This is a genomic window from Fictibacillus sp. 23RED33, from assembly GCF_015903925.1.
GTDB lineage: Bacteria > Bacillota > Bacilli > Bacillales > Fictibacillaceae > Fictibacillus > Fictibacillus phosphorivorans.
The window spans coordinates 869,231-893,964 of sequence record NZ_JACZDX010000001.1 but is presented as its reverse complement, the minus strand read 5'-3'; the positions used below and the strand labels follow the sequence as shown (position 1 = coordinate 893,964).

The following is a 24,734-nucleotide window of genomic DNA, read 5'->3' as shown; positions in this document are numbered from 1 at the left end:
AAAATCCTGCCCAGAGTTCTGGACAGGATTTTTTGTGTTTACTTCTCAAAAAGCAGTTCTTCCATCTCATCAAGAATGGATTCAAAAACTTTAAGAGCATTTTCAATTGGTTCTGGAGTAGTCATATCCACACCAGCTTTTTTCAATACTTCGATCGGATAATCAGAGCTTCCTGCTTTTAAGAAATCTAGGTAACGATCAACAGCTGGTTTTCCTTCATCTAGTATCTGTTTAGACAAGGAAGCTGCCGCGCTAAATCCAGTTGCGTATTGATAAACATAGAAATTGTAATAGAAATGAGGAATTCTAGCCCACTCTAGACCAATCTCTTTATCAATCACTAGATCATCACCGAAATATTTAACATTCAGATCGTAATAGATTTTCGTTAATAGTTCTGGCGTTAGCGGCTCACCATTCGCTGCACGAACATGAATCTCTTGTTCGAATTCTGCAAACATCGTCTGACGGAAAACAGTACCTCTAAAGCCTTCTAAATGGTGGTTCAACAAGTACAACTTTTCTTTTTTATCAGATGTTTTCTCTAACATATAATGATTCAACAAAGCTTCATTACAAGTAGACGCAACCTCTGCAACAAAGATTGAGTAATCCGCATAAGGATAAGGTTGATTCTCACGTGTGTAGTAACTATGAACAGAATGTCCGATCTCATGCGTGAGTGTGAACAAGTTGTTTACGTTATCTTGCCAGTTCATTAGGATATATGGCATTGTTCCATAAGCACCAGATGAGTAGGCACCACTTCGTTTACCTGCGTTCTCATGTACATCGATCCAACGCTTCTCATAGCCCTCTTTTACGATCTCTTTATACTCATCGCCCATCGGATCTAAACTGTCTAATACAAGCTGCTGAGCCTCTTTAAAGCTCACTTCCATCTTTGCATCTTTTACAAGTGGCGTATAAAGATCATACATATGAAGTTCATCAAGTCCAAGCGCTTTTTTACGCAAACGAACATAACGATGCAATAATCCAAGGTTATCATTTACTGTCTTTACTAAATTATCATAAACTGCTTCAGGGATGTTATTGTTGTTCAATGCTGCTTCACGAGCTGAACTAAACTTTCTAGTTTTTGCAAAGAAATTATCTCGCTTTACCGTTCCTGCAAGAGTGCTAGCAAATGTATTTTTGTAAGAATCATATGTGCCATATACAGCTTTGAAAGCATCTTCTCTTACTCTACGATCTGAGCTTTCTAAAAAGCGGATATAACGTCCATGTGTTACTTCGATTTCTTCCCCGTTCTCGTCTTTAATAACTGGGAATTTAAGGTCAGCGTTATTCAGCATACCAAATGTATTGCTAGAAGTATTAGCTACTTCTCTTACATCTGCTAAGAGTGCTTCTTCTTCTTTCGAAAGTACGTGAGGACGCTGACGATTAATCTCATCTAACGCTTGTTTATATAACTTTAATGGTTCGTGACTTTGTAAGAATTGAACCAACGCGTCCTCAGATAGAGATAGAATTTCTGGTACTGCAAATGAGACTGTACTGCTTACTTGAGTTGCTAAGTTCGAAGCACGGTCATTCAAACCTTGGTACATGGAGTTCGTTGTATCTTGATCGTATCTCATATGAGCATATGTATAAAGTTTACCAAGCTTTTTCGTTACTTCGTCTTGTTTTTGAAGATATGAAAAAAGTGTTTCCGCCGATTCTCCAAGTTTTCCTTGAAAAGATTTTAGTTCAGGCAACAGGTTTTTCGTTTCATTGAATTCTTTTTCCCATACATCATCTGACGCATATATTGCTTCTAAATCCCACGTATCTGAAACAGGGACTTCATTACGTTTTGGCAATGATTTCGTTTTAGTTTGAGACATACATACACCTCCAAGTAAATTAAAGAGAATAGTAGGAATACTTTCTCCTTATGTATATCTACATATTACCAGAAAATGCTTAAGCAAAGTCAAAAATTACGACTTTTCACTGAAAATTTCGTCTAGTTTAAACGCCTCATCCAAAGTTTTAGGATAATGAACACGCTGCAGCTTTCTAAATGTTCCTTCTGACACTTTTTCTATGAGCAGATGGTCGACTAAAAAATCTAAGTAGCCATGGATTGCATCTTTCCAAGATTCATTAAGATAAGGAAAATCTCTATTTTGCAGAATTCGTTTATGCAGCAATCTTTGAAATTCCAAGTGTATAAAGTTTAAGGAGAATAGTGAAGGCGGCAACTGTTCAATCAAGAACAGCATATACGTTTGCCACAAGTAAGATGATGTTTCGATGTGATAGTAATCTTTTGAAGGGATACCCGCAATAGAGGGAAACAAAGTTAAGGAACGGTGATTAAAATATAAAACTTTTTTAAAATACATAACACCAGGAGAATTATTCTTAAAAGCCGTCATTCTCCATGTCGTTTTTTGTTTATTCCATAAAGCGTTATAATTTAAGTTATCCTGTTTTAAATTCGTAAATGTTTTTGATAAACATTGTATATCCGTGAAATTTTTCGTTGAGAACGCATGTGCATGAGCAGCAGCTTTTGTTTGTGAAAGAGGAATTATATTTCTAAGCAGCAGAAATTGTTCTTTAAGGGGACAATAGTAATTGAGATATAAGTGGCCATTGTCATCCTTTTTTGCTGCGGATAGATCAGAGCTTTGAATATAGAATAAATTTGGTCCTTTTTGCTTTATACGTTTCATACCAAAAATCCAGTCGGATTCCATGTTTAGAGACTCAAATCCTGCTATTCTTTTTCTCAGATCATTGCCTGTGACTGTTGCACATTGAAACTCAATAGCATGCTGATATTTTTCGAGAAGCAAATCTGGACGCTGATGAATATCCCGTAAATAATATTCAAGAATTGGTTCTTCATCTACATTAATAAGCCATTTATATAATCCTTTTTTTCCTAGCAGATGATAATCGGTTTCTCCTTCATGATATCCGTTACATTCTCTAAAAGAATGATGAGCAAAATGCCATGTCTTTTTGGTTCCACATTTCGGTATGACTTTATTCTGACAGACTGGACAGCGTAAATTTCCAGACTTATTTTTTTGATACCATTCTTCCTTCGTCGTTTCTCCAACCATATCAACATACTGATCATTAAAAAGAGCGACTAACAATCCGTCTCACCTCCACAATCATCATGATGAACGAAGATTGTAGAAACTTCACATCTTCATTTTCTCTAATCGGTTATGAATCTCTATCATTTTTGTTCAAAACTTCCTATTAAAAAAACAAAAACCGATTTCAAAATAGCTGAAATCGGTTATCTCTTATAATTTAAAATATTGTTGTACGTGATCTAATGCGTCTTCTGCAACAATCGTCTTTCCATACTCTTGTATGCGGTAAACAGATAGATCAGAGTCGTTACCGTATTCCAATAGTTGGGCTAGTAGGTCGTCTTGTTCTCGATCTGAAGTTTCTACATTAAATGTCACATACAAATAATATTTACCCTCGAAATGAAACAGCGAATTCTCAAAAGACGAAGAATCAATGGTATGACTTAAAGAGATAACATCTTCAAAATCTCCAAAAGAAATGAGGAAGGATAAATAGTCTTCTTCTGTTTCTTCTAATTCATCAAAGTCTTCTTCCGCTTGAAACTGTTGATCCAATATTTGTTCAATATTTTGATCAACCGGTAAATCCAATTTATCATCGCCTATAGGAAGCTCAATTTTTTTACCGTCTTTGGACATTTGAGCACGAGTTACAATAATTTCGAGACCTTTATCCAGAGCCTGAACTTGAATCCACAGTGGACCTTCTAATGGAAACTGCTCTTGCTGATGTGCTTCGTCCATCATTTCCCAAAAGAGTTCTTCTCCTCTTTCGCGATCAGACCATATTTCTTCACGATCGAAACCGCGATCTTCAATATCTCTGTACGTAATGAAAAATTTAATGGTGAACTCATTCACTCTTTCAATTTCCATCCTGCTTCTCTCCCTTCTCTCCGGTTTGTTCGTGAAGGGATAAATACCCCTAGAAAAAAGCAAATCTTATTTCCAAATGTTCTCCGTCGAAAATTACATCAATCACAATTAAACCTCTTGTACCTTATTCTATGACAAAACGGAAAATATGGAAATAAAAAAGGCCTGTATAAACTGCCCTTTTTTGAACCTGTTCACGCGATGAATCTCAAGCTCTCAACTTGACGGAGCAGGTCAAGCTGGACTATAATTCAAAGGTCTTTAAGGTTAACATATTGTACCATAACACAAGTGAAATTTCATTATTTACGGGGGGTTTACGTTTGGAAACAGAATTTCTGATATCACTGTTGCAGATCATCGCAATTGATATCCTTCTCGGCGGAGACAACGCTATAGTAATTGCCCTTGCCAGTAGAAACTTACCAGAAGCTCAAAGAAATAAAGCTATTTTCTTAGGAACTGGACTTGCTATTGTTGTTCGTGTAGTACTAACCATTGTAGCTGTTTATTTATTAAATATTCCTTTCTTATATTTAGCAGGAGGAATTTTACTTCTAATTATTGCTTATAAGCTAATCCTAGAAGAAGATGATGAGCTTGATGTCAAAGCCGGCAAGAACTTATCTGACGCTGTAAAAACCATCGTTTTTGCTGATATTGCAATGGGTCTTGATAATGTACTAGCCGTTGCAGGTGCTGCACATGGGAATATCGTTTTGGTTGTAATCGGTCTGTTAGTATCTGTTCCTATTATTATATGGGGAAGTAAAATAATATTGCACTTTATGGAAAGATTCCCTGTTTTAATTTACATTGGTGCTGGAGTACTTGCCTTTACATCAGCAGGAATGATCGTAGAAGAGCGGATGATTCATTCTTTATTTGAAGGAAATGATATACTGAAATACGGCTTATACGTATTTTTAGTTGTTGGAGTAATTCTTGCAGGAATTCTGACGAATACGTTTAAAAAGAAACGTACAAGATAGGTAAAAAAGAAGTCCTTGCGATAGCGCACGGACTTCCTTTTTTGGAACGTAACAATAAAAAACTTCCACTATAAGATAGTGGAAGTTTTTCTATTATTCATTAACAAGACGCTGTGCTTCCATAAGCTGAAATGTACGTACACGTCTTGGTAAGAAACGACGAATTTCGTCTTCGTTATATCCAACTTGCAAACGTTTTTCATCCAAGATAATAGGTCTGCGTAATAATCCAGGATGATCTGCAATCAATTGGTATAAGTCTTGCAAAGGCATGGATTCGAGATTGATGTTAAGTTCCTGGAACGTTTTAGAACGAGTAGAAATAATCTCGTCAGTACCGTCCTCTGTCATTCTCAAGATTTGTTTAACTTCTTCTATTGATAAAGGTTCTGAAAAGATATTTCTTTCTTGATAAGGAATGTCATTCTCTTTTAACCATGCTTTTGCTTTACGGCATGATGTACAGCTCGGCGAAGTAAATAGTGTGACCATAGTGGAACTCTCCTTCCCCTCTCTCTGATTTAGGTACTTTAAAAAAGTTATTAAATCATCATTAATAGTATACTACACATTTTACATTTTCGGTAGAGGTTATACAGACTTTTGTACATTTTTACGAATTTGTCATACAAATGTAATACATCTACAAATATTCTACACAACTTTTCCGTTTCAACATATATATAGACGTATTACCCAAGAATAAGTTTCATAAAACATAAAAAAATAATAAGTTTTATGAATTAATATTTTGAATGTTTACTTAAGATAAGTTTAATACTAGTCTCAGTAGAAATAGAAATAACTTAATCATTCATATAAAAAAATGAGGGCTGTTAGAAGAAAGTTTACCTTCCTTCTAACAGCCCTACATTATGCGATCGTTTTTTTTACTTGTGAAGCAGGGCCTTTTCTAGAAATGCTTGGTTTGAATCTCTTAAGATTTTTCTTAAGCATTTCTTTCCATAGTTCTCGTTTTGTTTTTTTCTTTTTGTCCTTTTGTTTCATAACGCCTCATCCTCCTTCAAAAAGGAAAATATTATTACTCGGAAGCAGGTTTTCCTGAAGCATCTGATGATTCATCATCAACGATCTCAGGTTTAGGTACTGAATTCTCTGTATCTAAAGTTAGCACTTCACTTGCAGGCTGATAGGACTTACCGTACAATTCACTATCCTTGTACGTGTGTATTTCATTATACGTCTTTTTCATGTTTTCATAAATAGTTTCTTCAGATTCTTCTGTTGGTGTCCAATAAAGGATCTCCATCTCATTTACTTCATTCGTAGCAAGTGAACGTCTTCTATATCCAATGCTAGAGGCATGTTCAAATCCTTCACGCGTGTAGAATCGCAATCTCTTTTCTGTATCCGTATCTTCATAATCGACTGGCTCAACTTCTAAAATGATTGGTTTTCCCTTTTCTTTTAACTTTTCAATAAGCTTATGACCGAGTCCTTGCCCTCTAGCATCTTTTGACACAAATAAATAATCAATAAATACAAAGTCAGCTAATTCAACATACATCAATACGTGATACTGACCTTCATCTTTGTGATAAATGTCACTCTTTTCGTCTAATAATAATTCCATATGCTCTTTAGATTTCATCTCTTCAATCGGAAAATATTGATTTAACTTCTCATACCAGTTCATTTTTTCCCCATCAGCTCCTTAAATTTTTGGTGATATTATATAGTTTTCCCTCTTTCTTCCTTTGTTATCATGAGATACAATAAAGAAAGAAGTACGTGGTGAACTCGTTGCGAAAAGGAGGAGTCCTCATTTGATTTCATTCTTTACCGATTTAACGTTGCTGGCACTTTGTGTAGTTGGAATCACAGCACTCATGGGAAGCATCTCCCAATTCATTGCTGTAAAATTGTTCGGCGGTAAAAAAGTTTTTCATTTTGTGGATAAATCGAAGTCTTTTCAAGAAAACTGGAGACCTGTTAAAAGAAGATAAAATGCGAACAACCCGTGAATTTTGGGTTGTTTTTTACATTTCAAGTCCGAACTACTTTATAATATAAGGGTAGCATACATAATAGAGGTGTTCAAATGCATAAAAACCTTAGAACTTTCATCAACCAGTTAAGAGCTGAAAAAGAAATTGTAGAAATTCATACAGAAGTTGATCCTTATTTAGAAATCCCTGAAATCCATAGACGTGTGATCTCAGAAGAAGGACCAGCTCTTCTGTTTACAAATGTTAAAGGTAAGAATATTCCTGTTGTAACAAATCTTTTTGGAACAATAAAACGAGTAGACATGGCTTTTGGTCCAAAACCAGAGCAGTTAGTAAAAGAACTAGTAGGTTCGATCGATGAGTTAATGCCTCCCTCCCCTTCTGTCTTATGGAAGAAAAAAGGCATGATTAAAGATGTATTATCACTTGGCACGAAAGCAGTGAAAAAAAATAAAGCTCCTTTATTAGAAACTTTTACGACAAATGTTAACATGCAAGACTTGCCTGCATTAACTGGCTGGCATTTAGATAGTAATCCGTTCGTAACTCTGCCACTCGTGTATACGGAACATCCCGATAAACATGAGCATAATCTCGGTATGTACAGAATTGAGATCAAAGAGAAAAACAAAACGGGGATTCACTGGCAGATTCATAAAGGTGGAGGCTTCCACCATTATGCCGCTGAACAAAAAAACGAGGCATTACCTGTTACACTGTTTCTAGGCGGACCTCCTTCATTAATGATTTCAGCCATCGCTCCACTTCCTGAAGCAGTTCCTGAACTTATGTTTTCTTCGATGTTAATGGGAGAGAAGTTAAGTCTTGCGCATGTTGATGGCCATCCTCATCCTTTAATTGCAGAGGCTGAGTTTGCGTTTGGAGGAGTTGTTCCACCACATGTTCGAGAACCTGAAGGACCATTCGGAGATCATTATGGCTACTATTCATGGGCACATGATTTTCCAGTATTCAATGTTGATAAGATGTGGAAGCGAAAAGATGCCATCTATCCTGCAACGGTAGTTGGAAAACCAAAACAAGAAGATTATTTTATCGGAGAATATCTGCAAAGATTGATGAGTCCATTATTCCCTGTTGTTATGAACGGTGTACGAGATCTTTGGACGTATGCAGAAACAGGCTTTCATGCACTTGCAGGAGCTGTCGTGCGCGAATCTTATTATAAAGAAGGTTTAGCTCACGCGTTTCGTATTATGGGTGAAGGACAACTAACACTTACAAAATTCTTGATGGTAACAAATAAGCCTGTAAACCTTCAAAATTTTGCAGAACTTGCAGAAGGGGTACTGGAGAGGTTTCTTCCTGAACGCGATCTCTTAATTATCCATGATACTTCTATGGATACTCTTGATTATACCGGCCGTAAGTTCAATACAGGTTCAAAAGCAATTATGACGGGGCTAGGAGAACCTGTGCGGGAACTAAAACGCACCTATGAAGGTGGAACTATTTCAGGCATCGATGACGTAGGCGTATTTTGTGGTGGCTGTTTAACGGTAAGTGGACCATCGTTTGAAGAAGCACCAGACTTTGCAGAAAAACTACTTGTTAATAGTCACGATTCTTTCAAAGACTGGCCATTAGTTTTCCTTGTAGATGATGCATCCATTGCTGCAACGCAGGCTGAATTCTTATGGACAACCTTTACACGATTTGATCCAGCTTATGATGTTTATGCAAAAAGCACGATAGACAGAAATCGTATTAAATATGAAGGTACAATTATTATTGATGCGCGAATGAAGCCATTCTATCCTGATGTGGTTGAAACTCGTGAAGATATTGATAAATTAGTGACAGATCGTTGGGATGAGTACTTTAAAAAGTAATCCTCTCTATAGCTTAGCAACAAAAGAAGAAGCGATTTCGCTTCTTCTTTTGGTTGTTTTAGTTGATAAATTGTCCAAATGGTGTTATTGTATATAACAATATACATTTTTAGAGAAAGGAGAAATCATATGCGAAATATTAGCTTACTTGATCTATATAATCATCCTCATGTTCAAAAATATGTAAAGCGGTCAGGAATGGTTCATGCCATCTCAACAGCTTATCATGCATACCGTTTGTCTCAAAAATATGGTGTGAATCCTGATTTAGCGACAAAGGCTGCTTTTCTTCATGATATCGGTCACTATACATGGTATAAGAATGGTCATTGGGACTATGACATGTACAAAGAAAATGATATTCATGCGATTAAAGGTGCAGAACGCGCACATCGTATATTAGTATCTTTAGGTGAAGACCGTAAAAATGCAAAGGAAATTGCTCTTGCCATTTTACTGCACACCGATTCTTATCTCCCTGCTGGCTCGCTAAACCTTAATCCGTTGCAAAAAGTTGTTGCTTTAGCTGACGAAGCAGATGAAGAACCAGGCGGAAGCCACCACTATCGTACGATTAGTGATATGAAAGCTATAACCATGATCAAAAAATTAGATGAAATGGTAGATGAATATCATGAAGAAGAAAAAGTAAAACACTCTGTTTCCTAAGAAAGGAAAAGAGTGTTTTTAACATTTCTACCTATTTTTTTAATAAGCTACAAATCCAATGGCTTTTTCACTCGAATACGTTCCGATCGTGCTTCCAAATCGAGTATAGATCACTTTTGGGAAACTAGATAATGAGAATAATTCTTCAAATTCCTTTATCACTTCATCAGTAGAAGGAAAACTATGAATGAGGTAAAGTGTTTTCTCAGGATTTTCTGCTTTCCATTCAGTGATGTATTCTTTCATCTTAGAAAGACCCTTCTTACTTCCTCTAAACTTCCCAATCGTTTCAACAACACCATCAATGATTGATATCATCGGTTTAATATTTAGCATTCCTGCTATAGCACCTTGAACAGCAGATATTCTTCCACCTTTTTTCAAGTTTTCTAACGTTTCAAGCAGTACATACGCTTTAATGCCCGACTTCGTCTTCTCTAAGTTACTCACGATTTCAGTTAAAGCTTTTCCTTCACGTGCTAATTCAATTGCTTCATTTAGTAAAATTTGCACACCACCTGAAGCGATACCGGAATCTAGAATGATCACTTTTTCTTGTTCTTCTTCAGTTAACATGCTCTTACCGATCGTAGCACTTTGAACCGTTCCACTTAAGTTAGATGAGATGCCGATGTATAGTACATCATGGCCTTTATCCACTTCTTTTTGAAAGGCTTCATAAAAAGATTGTGGAGAGGGCTGACTTGTTTTTGGTAATTCTGGTTCCATACTCATACGTTTATAAAATTCATCTTCAGTAATATTCACGCCATCTAAATAATGGTCTTCTCCAAATTGTACATTCAATGGTACAACGGTTAACGAGTAATCCAGTTTCTCAAGATCTATTTTAAGGTCACTTGCGCTATCTACTATAAAACTAAGGTTCATATTGTTCTACCCCATTTCTGCTTCTCGTTCAATTATTAGGGATGTATAAAGCATTGTATACGCTTTACACACTTCTATTAGTTTAACATAAAAACGACCTCCTGTATTATAGGAGATCGTTTTAAATGTGTTAATTCTGTTGCTTTACAGCTTCTTCATCATAAAGGTGACATGCTACCCAATGACCTTCTCTAGCTTCTTGCCATTTAGGTTTAACTGCTGCACACACATCCATTGCATGTGGGCAACGAGTACGGAAACGGCAGCCACTTGGAGGATTGATCGGACTCGGAACATCTCCCTCTAAGATGATACGTTCACGGCTTCTTTCAAGTTCAGGATCCGGAACTGGAATTGCTGATAAAAGAGCTTGTGTATACGGGTGAAGCGGCTCTTCATAAAGCTCATCACTTGTTGTAAGCTCTACGATATTACCTAGGTACATTACACCTACACGATCAGAAATATGTTTAACCATAGATAGATCATGGGCAATAAATAGGTAAGTAAGTCCACGTTCTTTTTGCAGTTCCATCATTAAGTTAACAACTTGCGCTTGAATGGATACATCTAGAGCTGAAATCGGCTCATCGGCAATAATAAAGTCCGGATCTACGGCCAGTGCACGAGCAATTCCGATACGTTGACGCTGTCCACCTGAGAATTCATGCGGGTAGCGGTTTGCGTGTTCTTTGTTTAATCCTACTGTTTCAAGTAGTTCATAAACTCGATTTTCACGGTCTTTCTTTGTTTTCGCCAATCCGTGGATATCGATACCTTCAGCAATAATATCCTTAACCGTCATACGCGGATTGAGAGAAGCGTATGGATCTTGGAAGATCATTTGCATTTTGCGGTTAAATTTCTTTAGTTCAGAACGAGACTTTTTATCATGAACATCATCGCCCTCGTAAAAAACTTCACCATCAGTAGCATCATATAGACGAATAATTGTACGTCCAGTTGTAGATTTACCGCAACCTGACTCACCTACAAGTCCAAGTGTTTCTCCTTTATAAATATCAAAGGAAACATCATCTACAGCTTTTAGTACGCCCTTTTTTCCAGCAGGGAAATACTTTTTAAGATTTTTTACTTCTAATAATTTTTCTCTTTCTACTACTGCCATTATCGAGCACCCCCAACTAATGCCTCTTCCGGCGGTTCAACTTTTGGCGCTCGCTCATCTAATAACCAGCAAGCTGCTTTGTGAGAAGAAGATACATCTGTAGCTACAGGCATATTCTCCAAACAAACTTCCATTGCATATGGACAACGCGCTGCAAACGGACATCCCTTTGGAGGATTCATTAGATCAGGCGGTGTTCCTGGAATCGCTAAAAGTTCTTTTGATTCTGCATTTATCTTCGGCATTGAAGCCAATAATCCCCAAGTGTACGGGTGTTTCGGCTTATAAAAGATTTCATCAACTGTTCCAGTCTCAACGATCATACCACCGTACATTACAGCTACACGTTGAGCTAAGTTAGCTACAACTCCAAGATCATGTGTGATCAAGATAATCGCTGTACCTGTTTTATCTTGTAGATCACGCATTAAGTCAAGAATCTGAGCTTGAATAGTAACATCTAGCGCTGTTGTAGGTTCATCCGCAATTAATACTTTCGGGTTACAAGCTAGAGCTATGGCGATAACTACACGTTGACGCATTCCACCTGAAAATTGGTGTGGATACTCTTCCACACGAAGCTCAGGATTAGGAATACCAACAAGTTTCAAAAGATTAACAGATCTTTCTTTTGCTTCACTCTTGCTCATGTTTTGGTGCTTACGAAGACCTTCCATGATTTGTTTCCCGATTGTCATCGTCGGATTTAGAGATGTCATTGGATCTTGGAAGATCATTGAAATTTCAGCACCACGAATTTTTTCCATCTCACGCTCTGATGCTTTTGCCAGGTCTTTTCCTTGAAACTTAATCGATCCTTGCTTGATCGAACCAATTTTATTTGGTAAAAGTCTCATGATTGATTTCGAAGTTACTGACTTTCCAGAACCAGACTCACCAACGATAGCAAGTGATTCACCTTTATCTAATGTAAAGCTAACGCCACGAACAGCCTTAACTTCTCCCCCATACGTTTGGAAGGAGACATGAACATTATCTAACTCTAATAGTTTTTCCATTTTATAATCCCCTTCCTATTTTCTCATTTTAGGATCAAGTGCGTCACGAAGACCATCACCAAGAAGGTTAAAGCTGATCATCAAGATACACATTACTGATGCAGGAAAAATCGCCAAATGCGGATAGATTCGAATTGATTTAAATCCATCTGATATTAATGATCCAAGCGATGCCGTTGGCGGCTGAATTCCTAAACCGATAAAACTTAAGAATGCTTCAGAGAATATTGCTCCAGGAATAGTAAATGTACTTGCAACAATTATTGCACCTAACGTATTTGGCAACAAGTGTTTAGAGATTAATCGTCCGTTTGCAGAACCTAAAGTCTTAGATGCTAAAACGAATTCACGATTTTTCAATGAAATGACTTGTGCACGGACTATACGTGACATCCCGATCCAACCTGTAATTACGAGTGCAAGTGTTATTGAGAGTATTCCAGGATCAAGAATGATAATGAATAAGATAACGACAACTAGTTGTGGTATACCAATTAGTATTTCAACTATACGTTGCATGATATCATCTGTTCTTCCACCATAAAAAGCAGAAACCCCGCCGTATGTTACACCAACAATCAAATCGATTGCAGCTGCAAGAAATGCGATGTAAAGTGAAATCTGAGTACCTTTCCATACTCGTGTCCATTGGTCACGTCCAAGGCTATCAGTTCCGAACCAAAAGTAATCACCTTTAGGAACATTCTTCATTTCATATTGGTTTACATCACGAATGTCTACTCCGTTTAATCCTAAAAATTCTATTTTTTCAAGTCCAGGAATTTTAGGAGGTAAATTTGACCTCATTAATTCCTGATCGTCAATCCCATACTTACTTAACACGGGAGCAACAAATGAAAAGATTATGATAAACACGATTGCGAATAACCCTAACATTGCGCCCTTATTCTTTTTCAAACGTCTAAACGCATCTTGCCAAAAGCTTAAACTTGGTTTTAATATCTCTTCTGCTTTATTCGAATCAAGATTAGCTGGGCGGAATAAATCAGGTGTTAGTTTACGTTCTGACATACTCATTATGATTTACCTCCTGCTACACGAATACGAGGGTCGATGATTCCGTATAAAATATCTACTACTAATATGATTACAACAATTAAAAAGCTAAAGAATAATGTTGTACCCATAATAACCGGATAGTCATTAACCGTAATTGCTTTTACGAACTGTTCTCCAATTCCAGGGATGGAGAAAATATTTTCAATTACTAGGGAACCTGTTATGAGGGCCATAGCCATAGGGCCTAGTATCGTAATAATTGGAATCAAACTATTTCTTACACAGTGCTTAAAGATTACTGCCTTTCTACTAACTCCCTTAGATCTTGCCATTAAGATATAATCTGTTCCTAGAATTTCAAGCATTTCAGTACGCATAAAACGAGCTACTGTCGCAATAACTCCTACGGATAAAGAGAAAGCTGGTAATATGTGGTACTCAGGTCCGTTCCAAAAGGCTACTGGCAGCCACTGAAGTTTTACTCCCACAAAGTATTGCAATAGTCCTGCAAATACGAATGAGGGAATAGCAATACCTAGAACCGCTATGACCATAGCCCCATAATCAAGAAACGTATTATGTCTCAATGCAGCAATGATACCTAATAGTAGTCCTACAAGAGTACCGAAAACTAGAGCCTCAAAACCGACAGTTGCTGATGGTCCCATACCATTAACGATTAATGAATTAACGGTACGTCCATCGAATTGAAACGTATACCCTAAATCACCCTGTGCCAATTTCCCTAGATAATTTATATATTGAACAGGCACCGGGTCATTTAACCCGTATTTTTCATTTAATGCGTACCTTTGAGTTTCCGTTAACTTGTCTTGGTTGTTAAATGGAGAACCCGGTAACAACTTCATTAAAAAGAATGTAATCGTTGCAATGATCAGCATCGTCAAAAACATGTATAATACTCGCTGTGTAATATAACGCAACATTACAAACACCTCCCCCAAATGTTTCAAGCCTTAATATTTTGAAATCTTTCTGTAATATCTATCTTAAGGGACAAAATATTTTATATCAATAGAAAATATTCTTTTTTCGACATTTTCTGATTTCTTTTTTGATTAATAAAAATTTCCATCTGTCCTTTTCATGGCAAAAAAGAGAGTACATGTCAGGAACACATGTACTCTCCTGAGAAAAACTATTTACTATTTTACAATAGAACTAATTATTGTTGCTTACCTTCGATATACATCCACTTGTAAGAAGTATCTGCACCGAATAAGTGGTGTACAATACCTTTAACGTAAGGTTTACGTAGACCAGTTAGACCTCTTTGGTAAATAGGAGAGATTGCTTGATCTTCAAATAATACTTTCTCAGCTTCAAGCATCATTTCCCAACGCTTGTTAACGTCAGTTTCTTTTTTCGCTCCGTTTACTAACTCATCATACTTAGGATTAGAGTATTCCATTTGGTTATGAGCTCCACCAGTTACGAACATATCGATGAAAGTCATTGGATCTTGATAGTCAGGACCCCAACCAGCATAAGAAATATCATATTCTCCGTTAGACTCTAACTCAAGCTTTTGCTTGAATGGTTGTGCTTTAATAGAAACTTTCAAACCAGGTAGATTTTTTTCTAATTGGTTCTTAATGTATTCTCCATCTTTCTTAGCACCGTCAGAATCGTAGTTTAAGAATTCAATTGAAACTTCTTTCTTACCGATTTCTTCAAGTCCTTTTTCCCAAAGTTTTTTCGCTTCTTTAGGATCGAATTTACCAAAGTCTCCGTTTGTTTTACGGAAATCTTCGTTTCCTTCAGGGCTGAACGTGAACTCACCAGGAACTAGGTAGTATGCTGGCGTAGATCCATTGTTAAGTAACACATCAACTAATGATTTTTTATCGTAAGCCATATCAATCGCCTTACGGATGTTTACGTTTTTAAGTTCTTCTTTCTTTTGGTTGATACGAAGGAAGAATACTGTTGCTTCTCCACGTTTAGTTAAATCTTCGTTGCCTGCGAACTGATCAACAAACTCAGAGTTCAAACCAACAGAGTCCACTTGACCTGTTTCATATAAGTTAACACCAGTAGCTACGTCTTTAACGATTTTCACGTTGATTTCGTCAAGCTTAACCGTGTCTTTGTCCCAATATTCATTGTTTTTCTTGTACTGCCATCCTTCGTTATGCTTCCACTCAGAAAGAACGAAAGGTCCGTTGTAGATCATTGTATTAGCTTCAAGAGAGAACTTATCTCCTTGAGATTTAACATATTCTTCTTTTTGTGGGTAGAACGTTGCAAATCCAGTTAGTCCTAGGAAATACGGAGCTGGAGCTTCTAATGTTACTTCAAGAGTAGTGTCATCAACTGCTTTAACACCTAGCTCTTCAACTTTACCGTATAATGGGTCACCCTCAGTTTGGATTGCGTTAGCATTCTTTACAGGTCCCATGATATAAGCATACTCAGAAAGTGTATCTGGGTGTAATGCTTTTTGCCAAGCGTAAACGAAATCTTTCGCAACTACTTGAGATCCATCGCTCCATTTAGCGTCTGGGTTTAATTTAAACGTGTATACTGTTCCGTCTTCACTAACTTCATGACTTGCAGCTACACCTTCAGTTGGTTGGTTGTCTTTGTCAAGACGGTATAAACCTTCAAATACGTTGTTCATTACTTCGAATGAAACTGCGTCAGTTGCTTGTGAAGAGTCCATTGAAGGAATTTCTCCAGAATCAACTAGATTAAGTACTTGTGGCTCATTTGGCTTTTCAGTTGCTTTCTCGCCTTCGCCGCCTTTAGAATCGCTTGCCTTTTCTTTGTCTCCGCCACTACATGCAGCTAAGAACATGCTTAGTACAAGTACTAATGTAAGAAGCAATGACCATTTTGACTTCTTCATGAGTCGACCTCCCCTTTTTATCCTGTTAAATTGTTAGCAGATAAAAGCATCAAGAATTATCAGACATTTTCATCTACAAGTTCGATTATACAAGTTTTCAAACAATTGTGCATTTATTTTTTTTAAGAGTTTTACAAAAAGCCCATTATATTTACTTTTCCTTAACAAAAAATAGGTATATATACCTATTACCAAACAGGGTTTATTTTCTGATAATTCTACAAATTTTACCAAAATTATGTGTAAACTAGCATGAATATTACATTCTCGATTTTTTGTGAGGATAAGACATGCTTCACTTTGTAAGATAATTCGTCATTTTTATATTTCATTTGTTACAATGGGAGTAAAGTCTGACGGTATAATTTAAAAAATATGGTACATTTCTTTATGTTTATGGTGTAATTCTTACTAGATGGAGGCTTCTACAGATGAACATACTTTTTAAAAGAATCCTGATCATATCAGCGTTCCCTGTCGTGATAGCATTTGGCGTTAGTTTGATATCTTCCGGACCTTTTACCCTAGAAAAATACGTAAATACTTTATTTTATTTTTCATTGTCGATTGCGCTTATTGGCATTGCTTTATACGTAGCAAAAGGTGGATTCTTTGATTTTATAACGTACAGCTTTAAAAAAGTGGCTCGATCATTATCTAGACATCCAGAGATCGATGATGTGGTTTCATTTAAGACAAACTTTCAAGTATCAGAGCGAATAAATGTCTCATATATGAAGTCGTTTTTATACAGTGGACTTCTTTTAACTTTCATCACGATTGCCGTTGCATATCTTCTATAATTTGTGTATACTACAAAAAATAAATGTTATATGCGATGAGAAAGAAGAGTACATGATGTGAAGCTCTCAGAGAGCCTGTGGTTGGTGAGAACAGGTAGTGAATCATGATGGAATGGGCTTTTGAGCATTCTGACCGAACCTTACTAGTAGGCTCAGGCGTGTAGATGTCCGCACGATATAATGGACAGCGTATCGGTACTTTACCTGTACGTGTCAAAGTGATTTTCGGTATGTATGAAAATTATAAGGGTGGCACCGCGGTCCATTCGTCCCTTGCATGAGGCGACGAGTGGGCCTTTTTATATTGATTTTTAAAAACAAAGGAGAGATGAATCATGTCTGTAATCTTCTCAGGCATTCAGCCGAGCGGAAATTTAACGATCGGTAACTACATTGGAGCGATGAGGCATTTTGTTGAACTTCAAAATGAACACGAATGTTATTTCTGCGTGGTTAACCAGCACGCCATTACGGTGGCACAAGATCCTGTTGAATTGAAAAAAAACAGCAGAAATTTAGCTGCTTTGTATTTAGCAGCAGGAATCGATCCTGAAAAATCGACAATTTTCATTCAATCTGAAGTTCCAGCTCATACGAAGATGGGATGGATGATGCAATGTGTTACGTATATTGGTGAATTAGAGCGCATGACACAGTTCAAAGATAAATCAACTGGAAAAGAAGCTGTTTCTGCAGGATTATTAACGTATCCTCCTCTTATGGCAGCAGATATACTTCTTTATAACACGAGTATCGTTCCAGTTGGAGATGATCAAAAGCAGCATCTTGAGTTAACTCGAGATATCGCTGAACGCTTTAATAAGAAGTATCGTGAAGTCTTTGTGGTTCCAGAGCCTCGTATTGCTTCGGAAGGTGCAAGAATCATGTCACTTGTGGATCCTGAGAAAAAGATGAGCAAGTCTGATCCTAATCAAAATTCATTTATCTCTATGCTTGATGACGAATCTGTAATCTTAAAGAAAATTAAGCGTGCTACTACTGACTCAGAAGGTGTAGTTGCTTATGACAAAGAAAATAAGCCAGGCATTTCTAACCTATTAACGATCTATTCACAGTTATCAGGAGAAAGCATCAAATCGCTCGTAGAAAAGTATGAGGGCAAAGGGTATGGTGACTTTAAACAAGGTGTGGCAGAAGCTGTCATTAACGCTCTTAAACCTATCCAAGAACGTTATAAAGAATATTTAGCATCGACTGAATTAGATGACATTCTTGATTCTGGTGCAGAAAAAGCTAATCGTGTGGCGAATAAAACGTTGAACAAAGCGGAGCGAGCAATGGGATTAGCTCGTAAACGTGTTTAATTTTATCGATTTTTCGAACTCTATAAAAAATTGAACACACAAAAAAACCAGCAGAACTGATTTTTTGATCAACTGCTGGTTTTTCTTATTTTAGAAACGATACCTAGTTCACTTGTGTACCGTTCTCAAGCTCCCAGATCTTTTCAAAATACGGTTGTCCTTTTACTAGCCTCTCACACATATCCACATGTTGTTTGGACCATCCGCTTTTTAATTCACAGTATAACGCATCCCATGCTTCGTCAAAATCCATCCGCTGAATTCTTCCATATTGCTCTGGCATCCACTCTGTACACCAATATCTCATCTCAGCGACATTTTTTGTTGAATGAAGCTGATCTAAAGCCATGAATAAGAGTTGCTTCAATTGTCTCTCTTTGCGCGTTAAGCCTCGCATGCTGTCTGGATTCGGAGATAGGATGTGATATTCCTTACTTAACTGCTTTTCACTGAACGTATAGACGTTTGTCTCCGTCTGCTCTGCCATCTCAAATACTAGCTGTTCTTGTCTTGGTATGAGTCTGCTCTTACGGATTGGTATTCTATAACCCATCGTATCTATGATGAGAGATTTCTTTTCATCCGTGATGATAAAGCAATGTTCGAGTTGCACCCGTTGGTTGTTCTTTCTAACGTAAGCTTTCTGGTGCACCTCTTCAAGTAGGGAATCCGGCAGATCATTCAAATCATTCTCGATATAATGAAAGAGTGTGGATTCTATTTTAATAATGGGTACTTGATCCAATAATTCAATATAGTCGTCTTTTCTCCATTCATGAAACTCACAAACGTTATAGCCGTTCTCTTCTCCTTCAAACCAGTTGACCCAAACATCACGTAAATATAACATCTGTACCCCTCACTTCTTTGCCGATTTGTATTTAAAATCAGTATAGTCAGAGGTTGTCCTTTTTATTCTAAATAAAGGTAATTAACTCGAAGTATGCAAAACCCCGCTTTCAAAAGAAAACGGGGTTTGACAACGAATTATTCTTCTATTTTTTTAAAGACTAATGATGCATTATGTCCACCGAAACCTAGTGAGTTACTAAGAACAGCTTTCACTTCTGCCTGTCTTGCCGTATTTGGAACATAATCTAGATCGCACTCTTCATCTGGTGTTTCATAGTTAATTGTTGGAGGAAGAATACTTTCCTGAATCGCTTTTACAGAGAAGATTGCTTCAATTCCACCTGCAGCTCCTAATAAGTGGCCTGTCATTGATTTTGTAGAGCTGACCGGAATCTTATAAGCATGCTCGTTAAACACAGCTTTAATGGCAGCTGTTTCAAACTTATCGTTGTAATCCGTACTTGTACCATGCGCGTTAATGTAAGAGATTTCTTCTGGAGCTAGACCGCTATCTTCAACAGCTTGTCTCATGGCACGTGCTCCGCCTTCACCGCCTGGAGCAGGTTGAGTGATATGATAAGCATCACCTGTAGCTCCGTACCCTACGATTTCTGCGTAAATTTTAGCTCCGCGTTTTTTCGCAAATTCGTATTCTTCTAGAACTAGAATCCCAGCTCCTTCACCGATGATAAATCCAGTTCTGTCTTTATCGAACGGACGGCTAGCTGTTTTTGGATCTGGATTCGTTGATAGTGCTCCTGCTTGGCAGAATCCTGCTAGTGCCATGTCTGTGATCGGTGCTTCTGTTCCACCTGTAACCATTACATCTGCATCTCCGCGCTGGATCACTTTGAATGCATCTCCGATTGAGTTTGCACCTGATGCACAAGCCGTTACGGTACATGAGTTCATACCTTTAGCACCAATTGTAATTGAAACTTGACCAGATGCCATATCCGGAATCATCATCGGTACGAAAAATGGACTAACGCGTCTTACACCTTTTGCTTCAAAAATACGGAATTGTTCTTCATGAGTATCCATTCCACCAATACCAGAACCAATCCATACTCCTACGCGAGGTGCAATTTCTTCCGTGATATCTAAATTCGCATCTTTAACAGCCATAATAGATGCTGCTACCGCAAACTGCGTAAAACGATCCATACGGCGCGCTTCTCTTTTATCCATAAATTCTTCCGGATTAAATTCTGTTGCTTCTGCAGCAACTTTAACCGGAAACTTTTCTTTATCTCTTCTTGTAAGTGGACCTACACCACTTTGACCTTCAACAATCTTTTTCCATGTTTCTTCTACGCTGTTTCCAAGAGGTGTTACGGCTCCTAGACCGGTTACGACTACTCTCTTTTTCATTGTAAAACCAACTCTCCTTTGTACACATTGTTGTAATTGATGATTTATCGTCCCCAACGAAGCGCAACAGCACCCCAGGTAAGTCCTCCACCAAATCCAACAAGTACGATTGTATGATCTTCTTTTATTCTACCATCTTTCAGGGCTTCTTTTAATGCCATTGGTATTGAAGCAGATGATGTATTACCAAACTTGTCAATCGTCATGACCATTTTTTCTTTCGGAAGCTCTAAACGTTCTCGTGAAGCTTCCATGATTCTTATATTCGCTTGATGCGGAATTAAGAAATCAACGTCTTCTTTCGTCAAACCTGCTTTATGAACAACATTTAATGAAGTCTCACCCATCTGACGCACAGCAAATTTAAAAACTTCTCTGCCATTCATATGGATAAATTCGTCTTGGTACAAATGTTTTGCTCCTGTTCCGTCTGAACCAAGCTCAAATGAAAGGATGCCTCTACCTTCACTAACATTTGAAAGGATAGCCGCTCCAGCTCCGTCTCCGAAAAGCACAGCTGTATTACGATCTTTCCAATCTGTTATCTTAGATAGCTTTTCAGCACCAATGACTAGAACATTTTTATATGTTCCCGTTTCAATAAATTGCTTTCCTACCACCAAACCATAAATAAATCCTGCACAAGCTGCACTTACATCCATACCTACGGCGTTCTTCGCACCTAGTGATTCTTGTAATTGGCATGCTACTGATGGGAATGGATTGTCTGGTGTAACGGTTGCGACCACGATAAGATCAATTTCTTCTGCAGAGATGCCAGCATCTTTTATCGCTTCTTCCGCTGCATATCTAGCCATATGAGACGTTTTTACCGATTCGTCTGCAATTCTGCGTTCTACGATCCCTGTTCGAGTTCGAATCCACTCGTCACTTGTATCAACCATCTTTTCCAGGTCGGAGTTCGCTAGAATTTTTTCAGGGATATAACTTCCCATCCCTATGATTCCTGCATTCATAACATTACCCCTTTGGCTTTAGTTTATTTTCAATGAAAATCTTTTCCATCGCTCCTGTTTAGGTGAGCAACTTGCAACTTCAATTTAGTACTTCCTAAAAGGAAATAAGTAATTGTAGAATCTTTATAATCAAATATTATGACCTGGTACTAATTTTATGATATCTCTTATATTTTGTCTAGTTAAAGTTCTTTTCTTTTCACCAATATAAGCCGTAGGGCATATCCTGTATGGAAGAAAAATGTAAGTTTAGTGAAATTGATATTAGGAGTGGTTCAACATGCATAATCCTCAAGCTAGACAGCAACCAATGTATCCTCCGCAGTTTCCTGGACGTTTTCCAATGGGCCAAAACCAGCAGCATATGCAGCAAGGGTTTCCACCACCTCAACATTTTGGCGGCCCTGGATTCAGAGGCATGCCGGCACCACCTTTTCATCAACCGATGCCTCGACCATTTCTACATTCTTTTCGAACGCAGGAAGGTTCTCTAGACTATAATAAAATTTTTGCTGTTATCGACCAATCAGTAAAAGTCGCACAACAGATCTCACCTATCTTTTCTGCGTTTAAGAAGAAGTAAAAAAAGCCAACCCGAGCTGGTTGGCTTTTCTTTGTTTACTTACCCTCTTCTTTTCCGAGTTCGTATGCATCGTTCATTACGTTCATCAAAAGCTGAAGCATCGGCTGCACATCCTCCATGCCAAGCTCAATTCCTTTTTTCTCTAAAAAAGCTTGTGCTTCTGGCAGATGTGACATAGCGATCTGCATAAATTTCATATTGCGTTCTGTATCCATCTTCTTAAGTTCCTCCCTTACATTATGTAAAAGGTTTTTTAACCCATTTTCTATTATAAAGAAAAATGTTCGGTGGATAAAACGTTTTGTGATTAATTTTCAAGCCAACTATGATTTCGATTATACTGGCTAGGGTATCCATACAATTAATTCAAGAAATTTTTGAAATAATCCTAGAAATGTGAAACTTATTACGGCGGGTTTTTGCAATAATCCAGCGAGTTTTTCTCATTTACTTGCTAGGCGACATACCTCGACATTGATAAACTACAAAATAACCTATCCTCCACTACCATTCATTTAGTCCGTAAACTTCCCTAAACATCGAAAAAAAGGTGCTCCCGAAAATCTTCAGGACACCTTTTTTAGCTAAATCTCTTTAGAATTTGGCTTTGATTTTTTATTTCTATTTCTAAAATGCATTATTTGTTTCATGATGCCTTCTTTTATTTTCGTTTTCGCACGAAACCCGAGCTCAGTCTCCGCTTTTTCGCCTTTAATCCGCATCTTTCTTTTTTCTTTAAATGTTAATTGATCTGCTTTTAATTCTGTTAATCCTTCTAGCCATTGGTTCTGGTTGCCACTAGATATGTTATAGATCTCATTTTTCGCGGTTGATTTACCTGCCAAGAATAATGCCTCAGCTGCGTCATCAACGAACAATACGTCTTCTGTAACAGAATCTTTGGAGATCGAATCATTCCTATTCTGGTCTTGGTCCTCTATTGAAATCACCTGTTGGTACGTATGATGTTCGGGCTGTCCGGGTCCATAGACAGTAGGAAGTCTCATGATTACGAACGGAAAATCATGCTGTTCAGCAAGTTGTTTTACGATATTTTCTTCCGTTAGCTTTATTAGACCAAAAAGGGATTCTGGATTTTTTGGTGAAGTCTCCAAAACATCACCCTGTCTTTTACCATATACATCATAGGAAGATACATAAATTAATTTTGTTTCACTATTAGCTAATGAAGCGACTTTTTTAAGAACGGATACGTTTCTTTGCACTTCATCTTCAATATTCGCCCACGGTGCTGTTGGTTTGACTGAGCAAGCTAGGTGGAAAATTACATCGCAGCCGTTTGTATGTGGTTGAAGATCCGTTTCATTAATATCATAAGGAAGATATTGAAATCCGGCATGACGTGCAATAAAATCAATCCGGTCTGGAGATTCTGCCATATCAATGCCGACGACGTCCACTTCTTCATCCAACAAACGGCTGCACAAATGGTAACCGATAAACCCTGCCGCTCCTGTTACAAATGCCTTTTTCATGTAAGAGCCTCCAGTCCATTTTTCTCCTCTTACTATCCTATGGTGATACTCGAGAGAATACGATACTTTTTTTGCACACAAAAACCCCATCACGTACTACCGTAATGGAGTTTCTATAACACTTTTTCATGGTTTTTAAAATATTCTTGAAAGGCCCTTGCCGGATTAAACGTAGCTTCAGGTACATGAATAGATAATGATATAGGCGCATCAATCTCTTGTCTTCTCTTCTCATATGGCCTGCTGTGTTCTTTAAAATTAAATGCAACACCGCGTGCCGCATGCCATATCTGAACAGGAGTTTTCGCTGTAAGTTGTTCTGTTTGAGGTAGTTTATCTATAAATGAATCAATATCTTCTTCCGAGTTGTAAGCAGAAATAATTTCTCTTTTCAGCCGTTTAAAAAATAACCGGTTCTGTCTTTCATGATTAAAATGATGCTGCAGGTCTATACAAGGATTTATAAATAAGGCGGAGCGAATATTTTTTTCCATATCCTCCATAAGCTGCAGTGCAACAAGTGATCCCATACCCTCTGCGATCAAATGAATATTCGGGTTTAATATTTCATGCTTCATAACATAGTGGTATAGTCGCTTTGCAAGAATGACTGCTCTCGGACTGCCCCAATGTCTTCCGTATAAGTTAGAATAAAAGATGGTATATCCTTGATTTTTGAGGGCTTGAATGAGATTTGCACGTTCAGTGTTTTGTTTCCAAAGACTTGTATGCTCATCAACATAATGACTGCAATCGCCAATGATCATGACGCCAAAACCGTTCGGCTGCTTCGGTAGGTGTATAATATTCCATTGATTGTCTATCTGGAAAGTGCGTTTGTCGATACTCACATTTCTCCCCTCGAATTCGCTTTTCTTAACCAATGTATGCAGGGGAAACAAATTAGCTAAAGTTATCTGCCTAAGAATTAAGTTCTTTTTTCAATTGTTCTAACGTTT

The 24,734-nt window shown here is 37.6% G+C and carries 25 protein-coding genes and 1 other annotated feature; of the genes, 7 read left to right on the top strand and 18 right to left on the bottom strand.

Translation table 11 applies throughout. The annotated features are described in order from the left end of the window. Window positions 1-38: 38 nt before the first annotated feature. From pepF to mecA, 3 genes are all read right to left on the bottom strand, one after another. Window positions 39-1,856, bottom strand: coding sequence for an oligoendopeptidase F (gene pepF, locus IHV09_RS04685; RefSeq protein WP_197263744.1), 1,818 nt, complete (start codon window positions 1,854-1,856; stop codon window positions 39-41). 96 nt (window positions 1,857-1,952) lie between these two features. Beyond that, complete coding sequence (locus tag IHV09_RS04680) at window positions 1,953-3,125, bottom strand: competence protein CoiA (protein WP_197263743.1); 1,173 nt, start codon at window positions 3,123-3,125, stop codon at window positions 1,953-1,955. Between the two features lie 156 nt (window positions 3,126-3,281). Next, window positions 3,282-3,950 (bottom strand): adaptor protein MecA, encoded by a 669-nt coding sequence (mecA, locus tag IHV09_RS04675; RefSeq protein WP_197263742.1) that lies wholly within the window; start codon window positions 3,948-3,950, stop codon window positions 3,282-3,284. A 323-nt stretch (window positions 3,951-4,273) separates the two neighbouring features. Here mecA and IHV09_RS04670 point away from each other — a divergent pair, with 323 nt between their 5' ends. Beyond that, window positions 4,274-4,942, top strand: coding sequence for a TerC family protein (locus IHV09_RS04670; protein WP_197191268.1), 669 nt, complete (start codon window positions 4,274-4,276; stop codon window positions 4,940-4,942). A gap of 93 nt (window positions 4,943-5,035) precedes the next feature. On the opposite strand, the gene spxA is transcribed toward IHV09_RS04670, so the two are convergent. From spxA to IHV09_RS04660, 3 genes are all read right to left on the bottom strand, one after another. Beyond that, window positions 5,036-5,434 (bottom strand): transcriptional regulator SpxA, encoded by a 399-nt coding sequence (gene spxA, locus IHV09_RS04665; protein ID WP_066245987.1) that lies wholly within the window; start codon window positions 5,432-5,434, stop codon window positions 5,036-5,038. 381 nt (window positions 5,435-5,815) lie between these two features. Beyond that, complete coding sequence (locus IHV09_RS22605; protein ID WP_255520066.1) at window positions 5,816-5,950, bottom strand: hypothetical protein; 135 nt, start codon at window positions 5,948-5,950, stop codon at window positions 5,816-5,818. Between the two features lie 34 nt (window positions 5,951-5,984). Further along, a complete protein-coding gene (locus tag IHV09_RS04660) occupies window positions 5,985-6,599 on the bottom strand; it encodes a GNAT family N-acetyltransferase (RefSeq protein ID WP_197191269.1) in 615 nt (204 codons plus the stop codon). A 130-nt stretch (window positions 6,600-6,729) separates the two neighbouring features. Between IHV09_RS04660 and IHV09_RS04655 the strand changes: the two genes are divergently transcribed. From IHV09_RS04655 to IHV09_RS04645, 3 genes are all read left to right on the top strand, one after another. Continuing rightward, a complete protein-coding gene (locus IHV09_RS04655) occupies window positions 6,730-6,909 on the top strand; it encodes a hypothetical protein (RefSeq protein WP_144701128.1) in 180 nt (59 codons plus the stop codon). Between the two features lie 95 nt (window positions 6,910-7,004). Then, on the top strand, window positions 7,005-8,765 hold the full coding sequence (locus tag IHV09_RS04650; protein ID WP_197263741.1) for a UbiD family decarboxylase: 1,761 nt from the start codon (window positions 7,005-7,007) through the stop codon (window positions 8,763-8,765). A 129-nt stretch (window positions 8,766-8,894) separates the two neighbouring features. Continuing rightward, on the top strand, window positions 8,895-9,434 hold the full coding sequence (locus IHV09_RS04645) for an HD domain-containing protein (protein WP_197191271.1): 540 nt from the start codon (window positions 8,895-8,897) through the stop codon (window positions 9,432-9,434). Between the two features lie 39 nt (window positions 9,435-9,473). Here the strand turns inward: IHV09_RS04645 and IHV09_RS04640 are convergent, their stop codons facing one another. The 6 genes from IHV09_RS04640 to IHV09_RS04615 all read right to left on the bottom strand — a co-directional run bounded on the left by IHV09_RS04640 (window position 9,474) and on the right by IHV09_RS04615 (window position 16,365). Continuing rightward, window positions 9,474-10,325 (bottom strand): DegV family protein, encoded by an 852-nt coding sequence (locus tag IHV09_RS04640; protein ID WP_197127530.1) that lies wholly within the window; start codon window positions 10,323-10,325, stop codon window positions 9,474-9,476. 130 nt (window positions 10,326-10,455) lie between these two features. Beyond that, window positions 10,456-11,454 (bottom strand): ABC transporter ATP-binding protein, encoded by a 999-nt coding sequence (locus IHV09_RS04635; protein WP_197127529.1) that lies wholly within the window; start codon window positions 11,452-11,454, stop codon window positions 10,456-10,458. Then, window positions 11,454-12,473, bottom strand: a complete 1,020-nt coding sequence (locus IHV09_RS04630) for an ABC transporter ATP-binding protein (protein WP_197263740.1) — start codon at window positions 12,471-12,473, stop codon at window positions 11,454-11,456. The genes IHV09_RS04635 and IHV09_RS04630 overlap by 1 nt, the downstream gene beginning before the upstream one ends. Before the next feature lie 15 nt (window positions 12,474-12,488). Next, entirely contained in the window at window positions 12,489-13,511 is a 1,023-nt protein-coding gene (gene opp3C / locus IHV09_RS04625; protein ID WP_197191273.1) for an oligopeptide ABC transporter permease, read from the bottom strand. Further along, window positions 13,511-14,440, bottom strand: a complete 930-nt coding sequence (gene opp3b / locus IHV09_RS04620) for an oligopeptide ABC transporter permease (protein ID WP_197222515.1) — start codon at window positions 14,438-14,440, stop codon at window positions 13,511-13,513. Before opp3b ends, opp3C begins: the two co-directional genes overlap by 1 nt. 239 nt (window positions 14,441-14,679) lie before the next feature. Then, window positions 14,680-16,365: a peptide ABC transporter substrate-binding protein gene (locus IHV09_RS04615; RefSeq protein ID WP_197222514.1), complete on the bottom strand. Its 1,686-nt coding sequence runs from the start codon at window positions 16,363-16,365 to the stop codon at window positions 14,680-14,682. 431 nt (window positions 16,366-16,796) lie between these two features. On the opposite strand from IHV09_RS04615, the gene IHV09_RS04610 reads away from it, so the two are divergent. Further along, window positions 16,797-17,168 (top strand): DUF3899 domain-containing protein, encoded by a 372-nt coding sequence (locus IHV09_RS04610; RefSeq protein WP_197263739.1) that lies wholly within the window; start codon window positions 16,797-16,799, stop codon window positions 17,166-17,168. Between the two features lie 26 nt (window positions 17,169-17,194). Next, window positions 17,195-17,445: a binding site (T-box leader), on the top strand. Between the two features lie 58 nt (window positions 17,446-17,503). After that, a complete protein-coding gene (gene trpS, locus IHV09_RS04605) occupies window positions 17,504-18,493 on the top strand; it encodes a tryptophan--tRNA ligase (RefSeq protein ID WP_197191277.1) in 990 nt (329 codons plus the stop codon). Window positions 18,494-18,596: 103 nt separating this feature from the next. On the opposite strand, the gene IHV09_RS04600 is transcribed toward trpS, so the two are convergent. The 3 genes from IHV09_RS04600 to IHV09_RS04590 form a co-directional block, all read right to left on the bottom strand. Continuing rightward, window positions 18,597-19,343, bottom strand: a complete 747-nt coding sequence (locus IHV09_RS04600; protein ID WP_197127522.1) for a YjbA family protein — start codon at window positions 19,341-19,343, stop codon at window positions 18,597-18,599. A gap of 137 nt (window positions 19,344-19,480) precedes the next feature. Further along, a complete protein-coding gene (gene fabF, locus IHV09_RS04595; RefSeq protein ID WP_197263738.1) occupies window positions 19,481-20,719 on the bottom strand; it encodes a beta-ketoacyl-ACP synthase II in 1,239 nt (412 codons plus the stop codon). A gap of 44 nt (window positions 20,720-20,763) precedes the next feature. Next, a complete protein-coding gene (locus tag IHV09_RS04590; RefSeq protein WP_197263737.1) occupies window positions 20,764-21,696 on the bottom strand; it encodes a beta-ketoacyl-ACP synthase III in 933 nt (310 codons plus the stop codon). A gap of 280 nt (window positions 21,697-21,976) precedes the next feature. Here IHV09_RS04590 and IHV09_RS04585 point away from each other — a divergent pair, with 280 nt between their 5' ends. Next, complete coding sequence (locus IHV09_RS04585; protein ID WP_197127520.1) at window positions 21,977-22,279, top strand: YppG family protein; 303 nt, start codon at window positions 21,977-21,979, stop codon at window positions 22,277-22,279. Window positions 22,280-22,314: 35 nt separating this feature from the next. Here the strand turns inward: IHV09_RS04585 and IHV09_RS04580 are convergent, their stop codons facing one another. From IHV09_RS04580 to IHV09_RS04570, 3 genes are all read right to left on the bottom strand, one after another. Next, complete coding sequence (locus tag IHV09_RS04580) at window positions 22,315-22,494, bottom strand: ComZ family protein (protein ID WP_197127519.1); 180 nt, start codon at window positions 22,492-22,494, stop codon at window positions 22,315-22,317. Between the two features lie 369 nt (window positions 22,495-22,863). Beyond that, window positions 22,864-23,775: an NAD-dependent epimerase/dehydratase family protein gene (locus IHV09_RS04575; protein WP_197263736.1), complete on the bottom strand. Its 912-nt coding sequence runs from the start codon at window positions 23,773-23,775 to the stop codon at window positions 22,864-22,866. Between the two features lie 113 nt (window positions 23,776-23,888). After that, entirely contained in the window at window positions 23,889-24,626 is a 738-nt protein-coding gene (locus tag IHV09_RS04570) for an alpha/beta hydrolase (RefSeq protein WP_197127517.1), read from the bottom strand. Between the last annotated feature and the right edge of the window lie 108 nt (window positions 24,627-24,734).

Excerpts from the sequence above, each read along its gene's own strand:
- IHV09_RS04575 (WP_197263736.1), bottom strand. The coding sequence starts at position 23,775 with ATGAAAAAGGCATTTGTAACAGGAGCGGCAGGGTTTATCGGTTACCAT.
- IHV09_RS04635 (WP_197127529.1), bottom strand. The coding sequence starts at position 11,454 with ATGGCAGTAGTAGAAAGAGAAAAATTATTAGAAGTAAAAAATCTTAAA.
- pepF (WP_197263744.1), bottom strand. The coding sequence starts at position 1,856 with ATGTCTCAAACTAAAACGAAATCATTGCCAAAACGTAATGAAGTCCCT.
- IHV09_RS04650 (WP_197263741.1), top strand. The coding sequence starts at position 7,005 with ATGCATAAAAACCTTAGAACTTTCATCAACCAGTTAAGAGCTGAAAAA.
- fabF (WP_197263738.1), bottom strand. The coding sequence starts at position 20,719 with ATGAAAAAGAGAGTAGTCGTAACCGGTCTAGGAGCCGTAACACCTCTT.
- mecA (WP_197263742.1), bottom strand. The coding sequence starts at position 3,950 with ATGGAAATTGAAAGAGTGAATGAGTTCACCATTAAATTTTTCATTACG.
- IHV09_RS04640 (WP_197127530.1), bottom strand. The coding sequence starts at position 10,325 with ATGAACCTTAGTTTTATAGTAGATAGCGCAAGTGACCTTAAAATAGAT.
- IHV09_RS04585 (WP_197127520.1), top strand. The coding sequence starts at position 21,977 with ATGCATAATCCTCAAGCTAGACAGCAACCAATGTATCCTCCGCAGTTT.
- IHV09_RS04615 (WP_197222514.1), bottom strand. The coding sequence starts at position 16,365 with ATGAAGAAGTCAAAATGGTCATTGCTTCTTACATTAGTACTTGTACTA.
- IHV09_RS04645 (WP_197191271.1), top strand. The coding sequence starts at position 8,895 with ATGCGAAATATTAGCTTACTTGATCTATATAATCATCCTCATGTTCAA.
- IHV09_RS04630 (WP_197263740.1), bottom strand. The coding sequence starts at position 12,473 with ATGGAAAAACTATTAGAGTTAGATAATGTTCATGTCTCCTTCCAAACG.
- IHV09_RS04580 (WP_197127519.1), bottom strand. The coding sequence starts at position 22,494 with ATGGATACAGAACGCAATATGAAATTTATGCAGATCGCTATGTCACAT.
- opp3b (WP_197222515.1), bottom strand. The coding sequence starts at position 14,440 with ATGTTGCGTTATATTACACAGCGAGTATTATACATGTTTTTGACGATG.
- trpS (WP_197191277.1), top strand. The coding sequence starts at position 17,504 with ATGTCTGTAATCTTCTCAGGCATTCAGCCGAGCGGAAATTTAACGATC.
- spxA (WP_066245987.1), bottom strand. The coding sequence starts at position 5,434 with ATGGTCACACTATTTACTTCGCCGAGCTGTACATCATGCCGTAAAGCA.
- IHV09_RS04660 (WP_197191269.1), bottom strand. The coding sequence starts at position 6,599 with ATGAACTGGTATGAGAAGTTAAATCAATATTTTCCGATTGAAGAGATG.
- opp3C (WP_197191273.1), bottom strand. The coding sequence starts at position 13,511 with ATGAGTATGTCAGAACGTAAACTAACACCTGATTTATTCCGCCCAGCT.
- IHV09_RS04590 (WP_197263737.1), bottom strand. The coding sequence starts at position 21,696 with ATGAATGCAGGAATCATAGGGATGGGAAGTTATATCCCTGAAAAAATT.
- IHV09_RS04610 (WP_197263739.1), top strand. The coding sequence starts at position 16,797 with ATGAACATACTTTTTAAAAGAATCCTGATCATATCAGCGTTCCCTGTC.
- IHV09_RS04600 (WP_197127522.1), bottom strand. The coding sequence starts at position 19,343 with ATGTTATATTTACGTGATGTTTGGGTCAACTGGTTTGAAGGAGAAGAG.
- IHV09_RS22605 (WP_255520066.1), bottom strand. The coding sequence starts at position 5,950 with ATGAAACAAAAGGACAAAAAGAAAAAAACAAAACGAGAACTATGGAAA.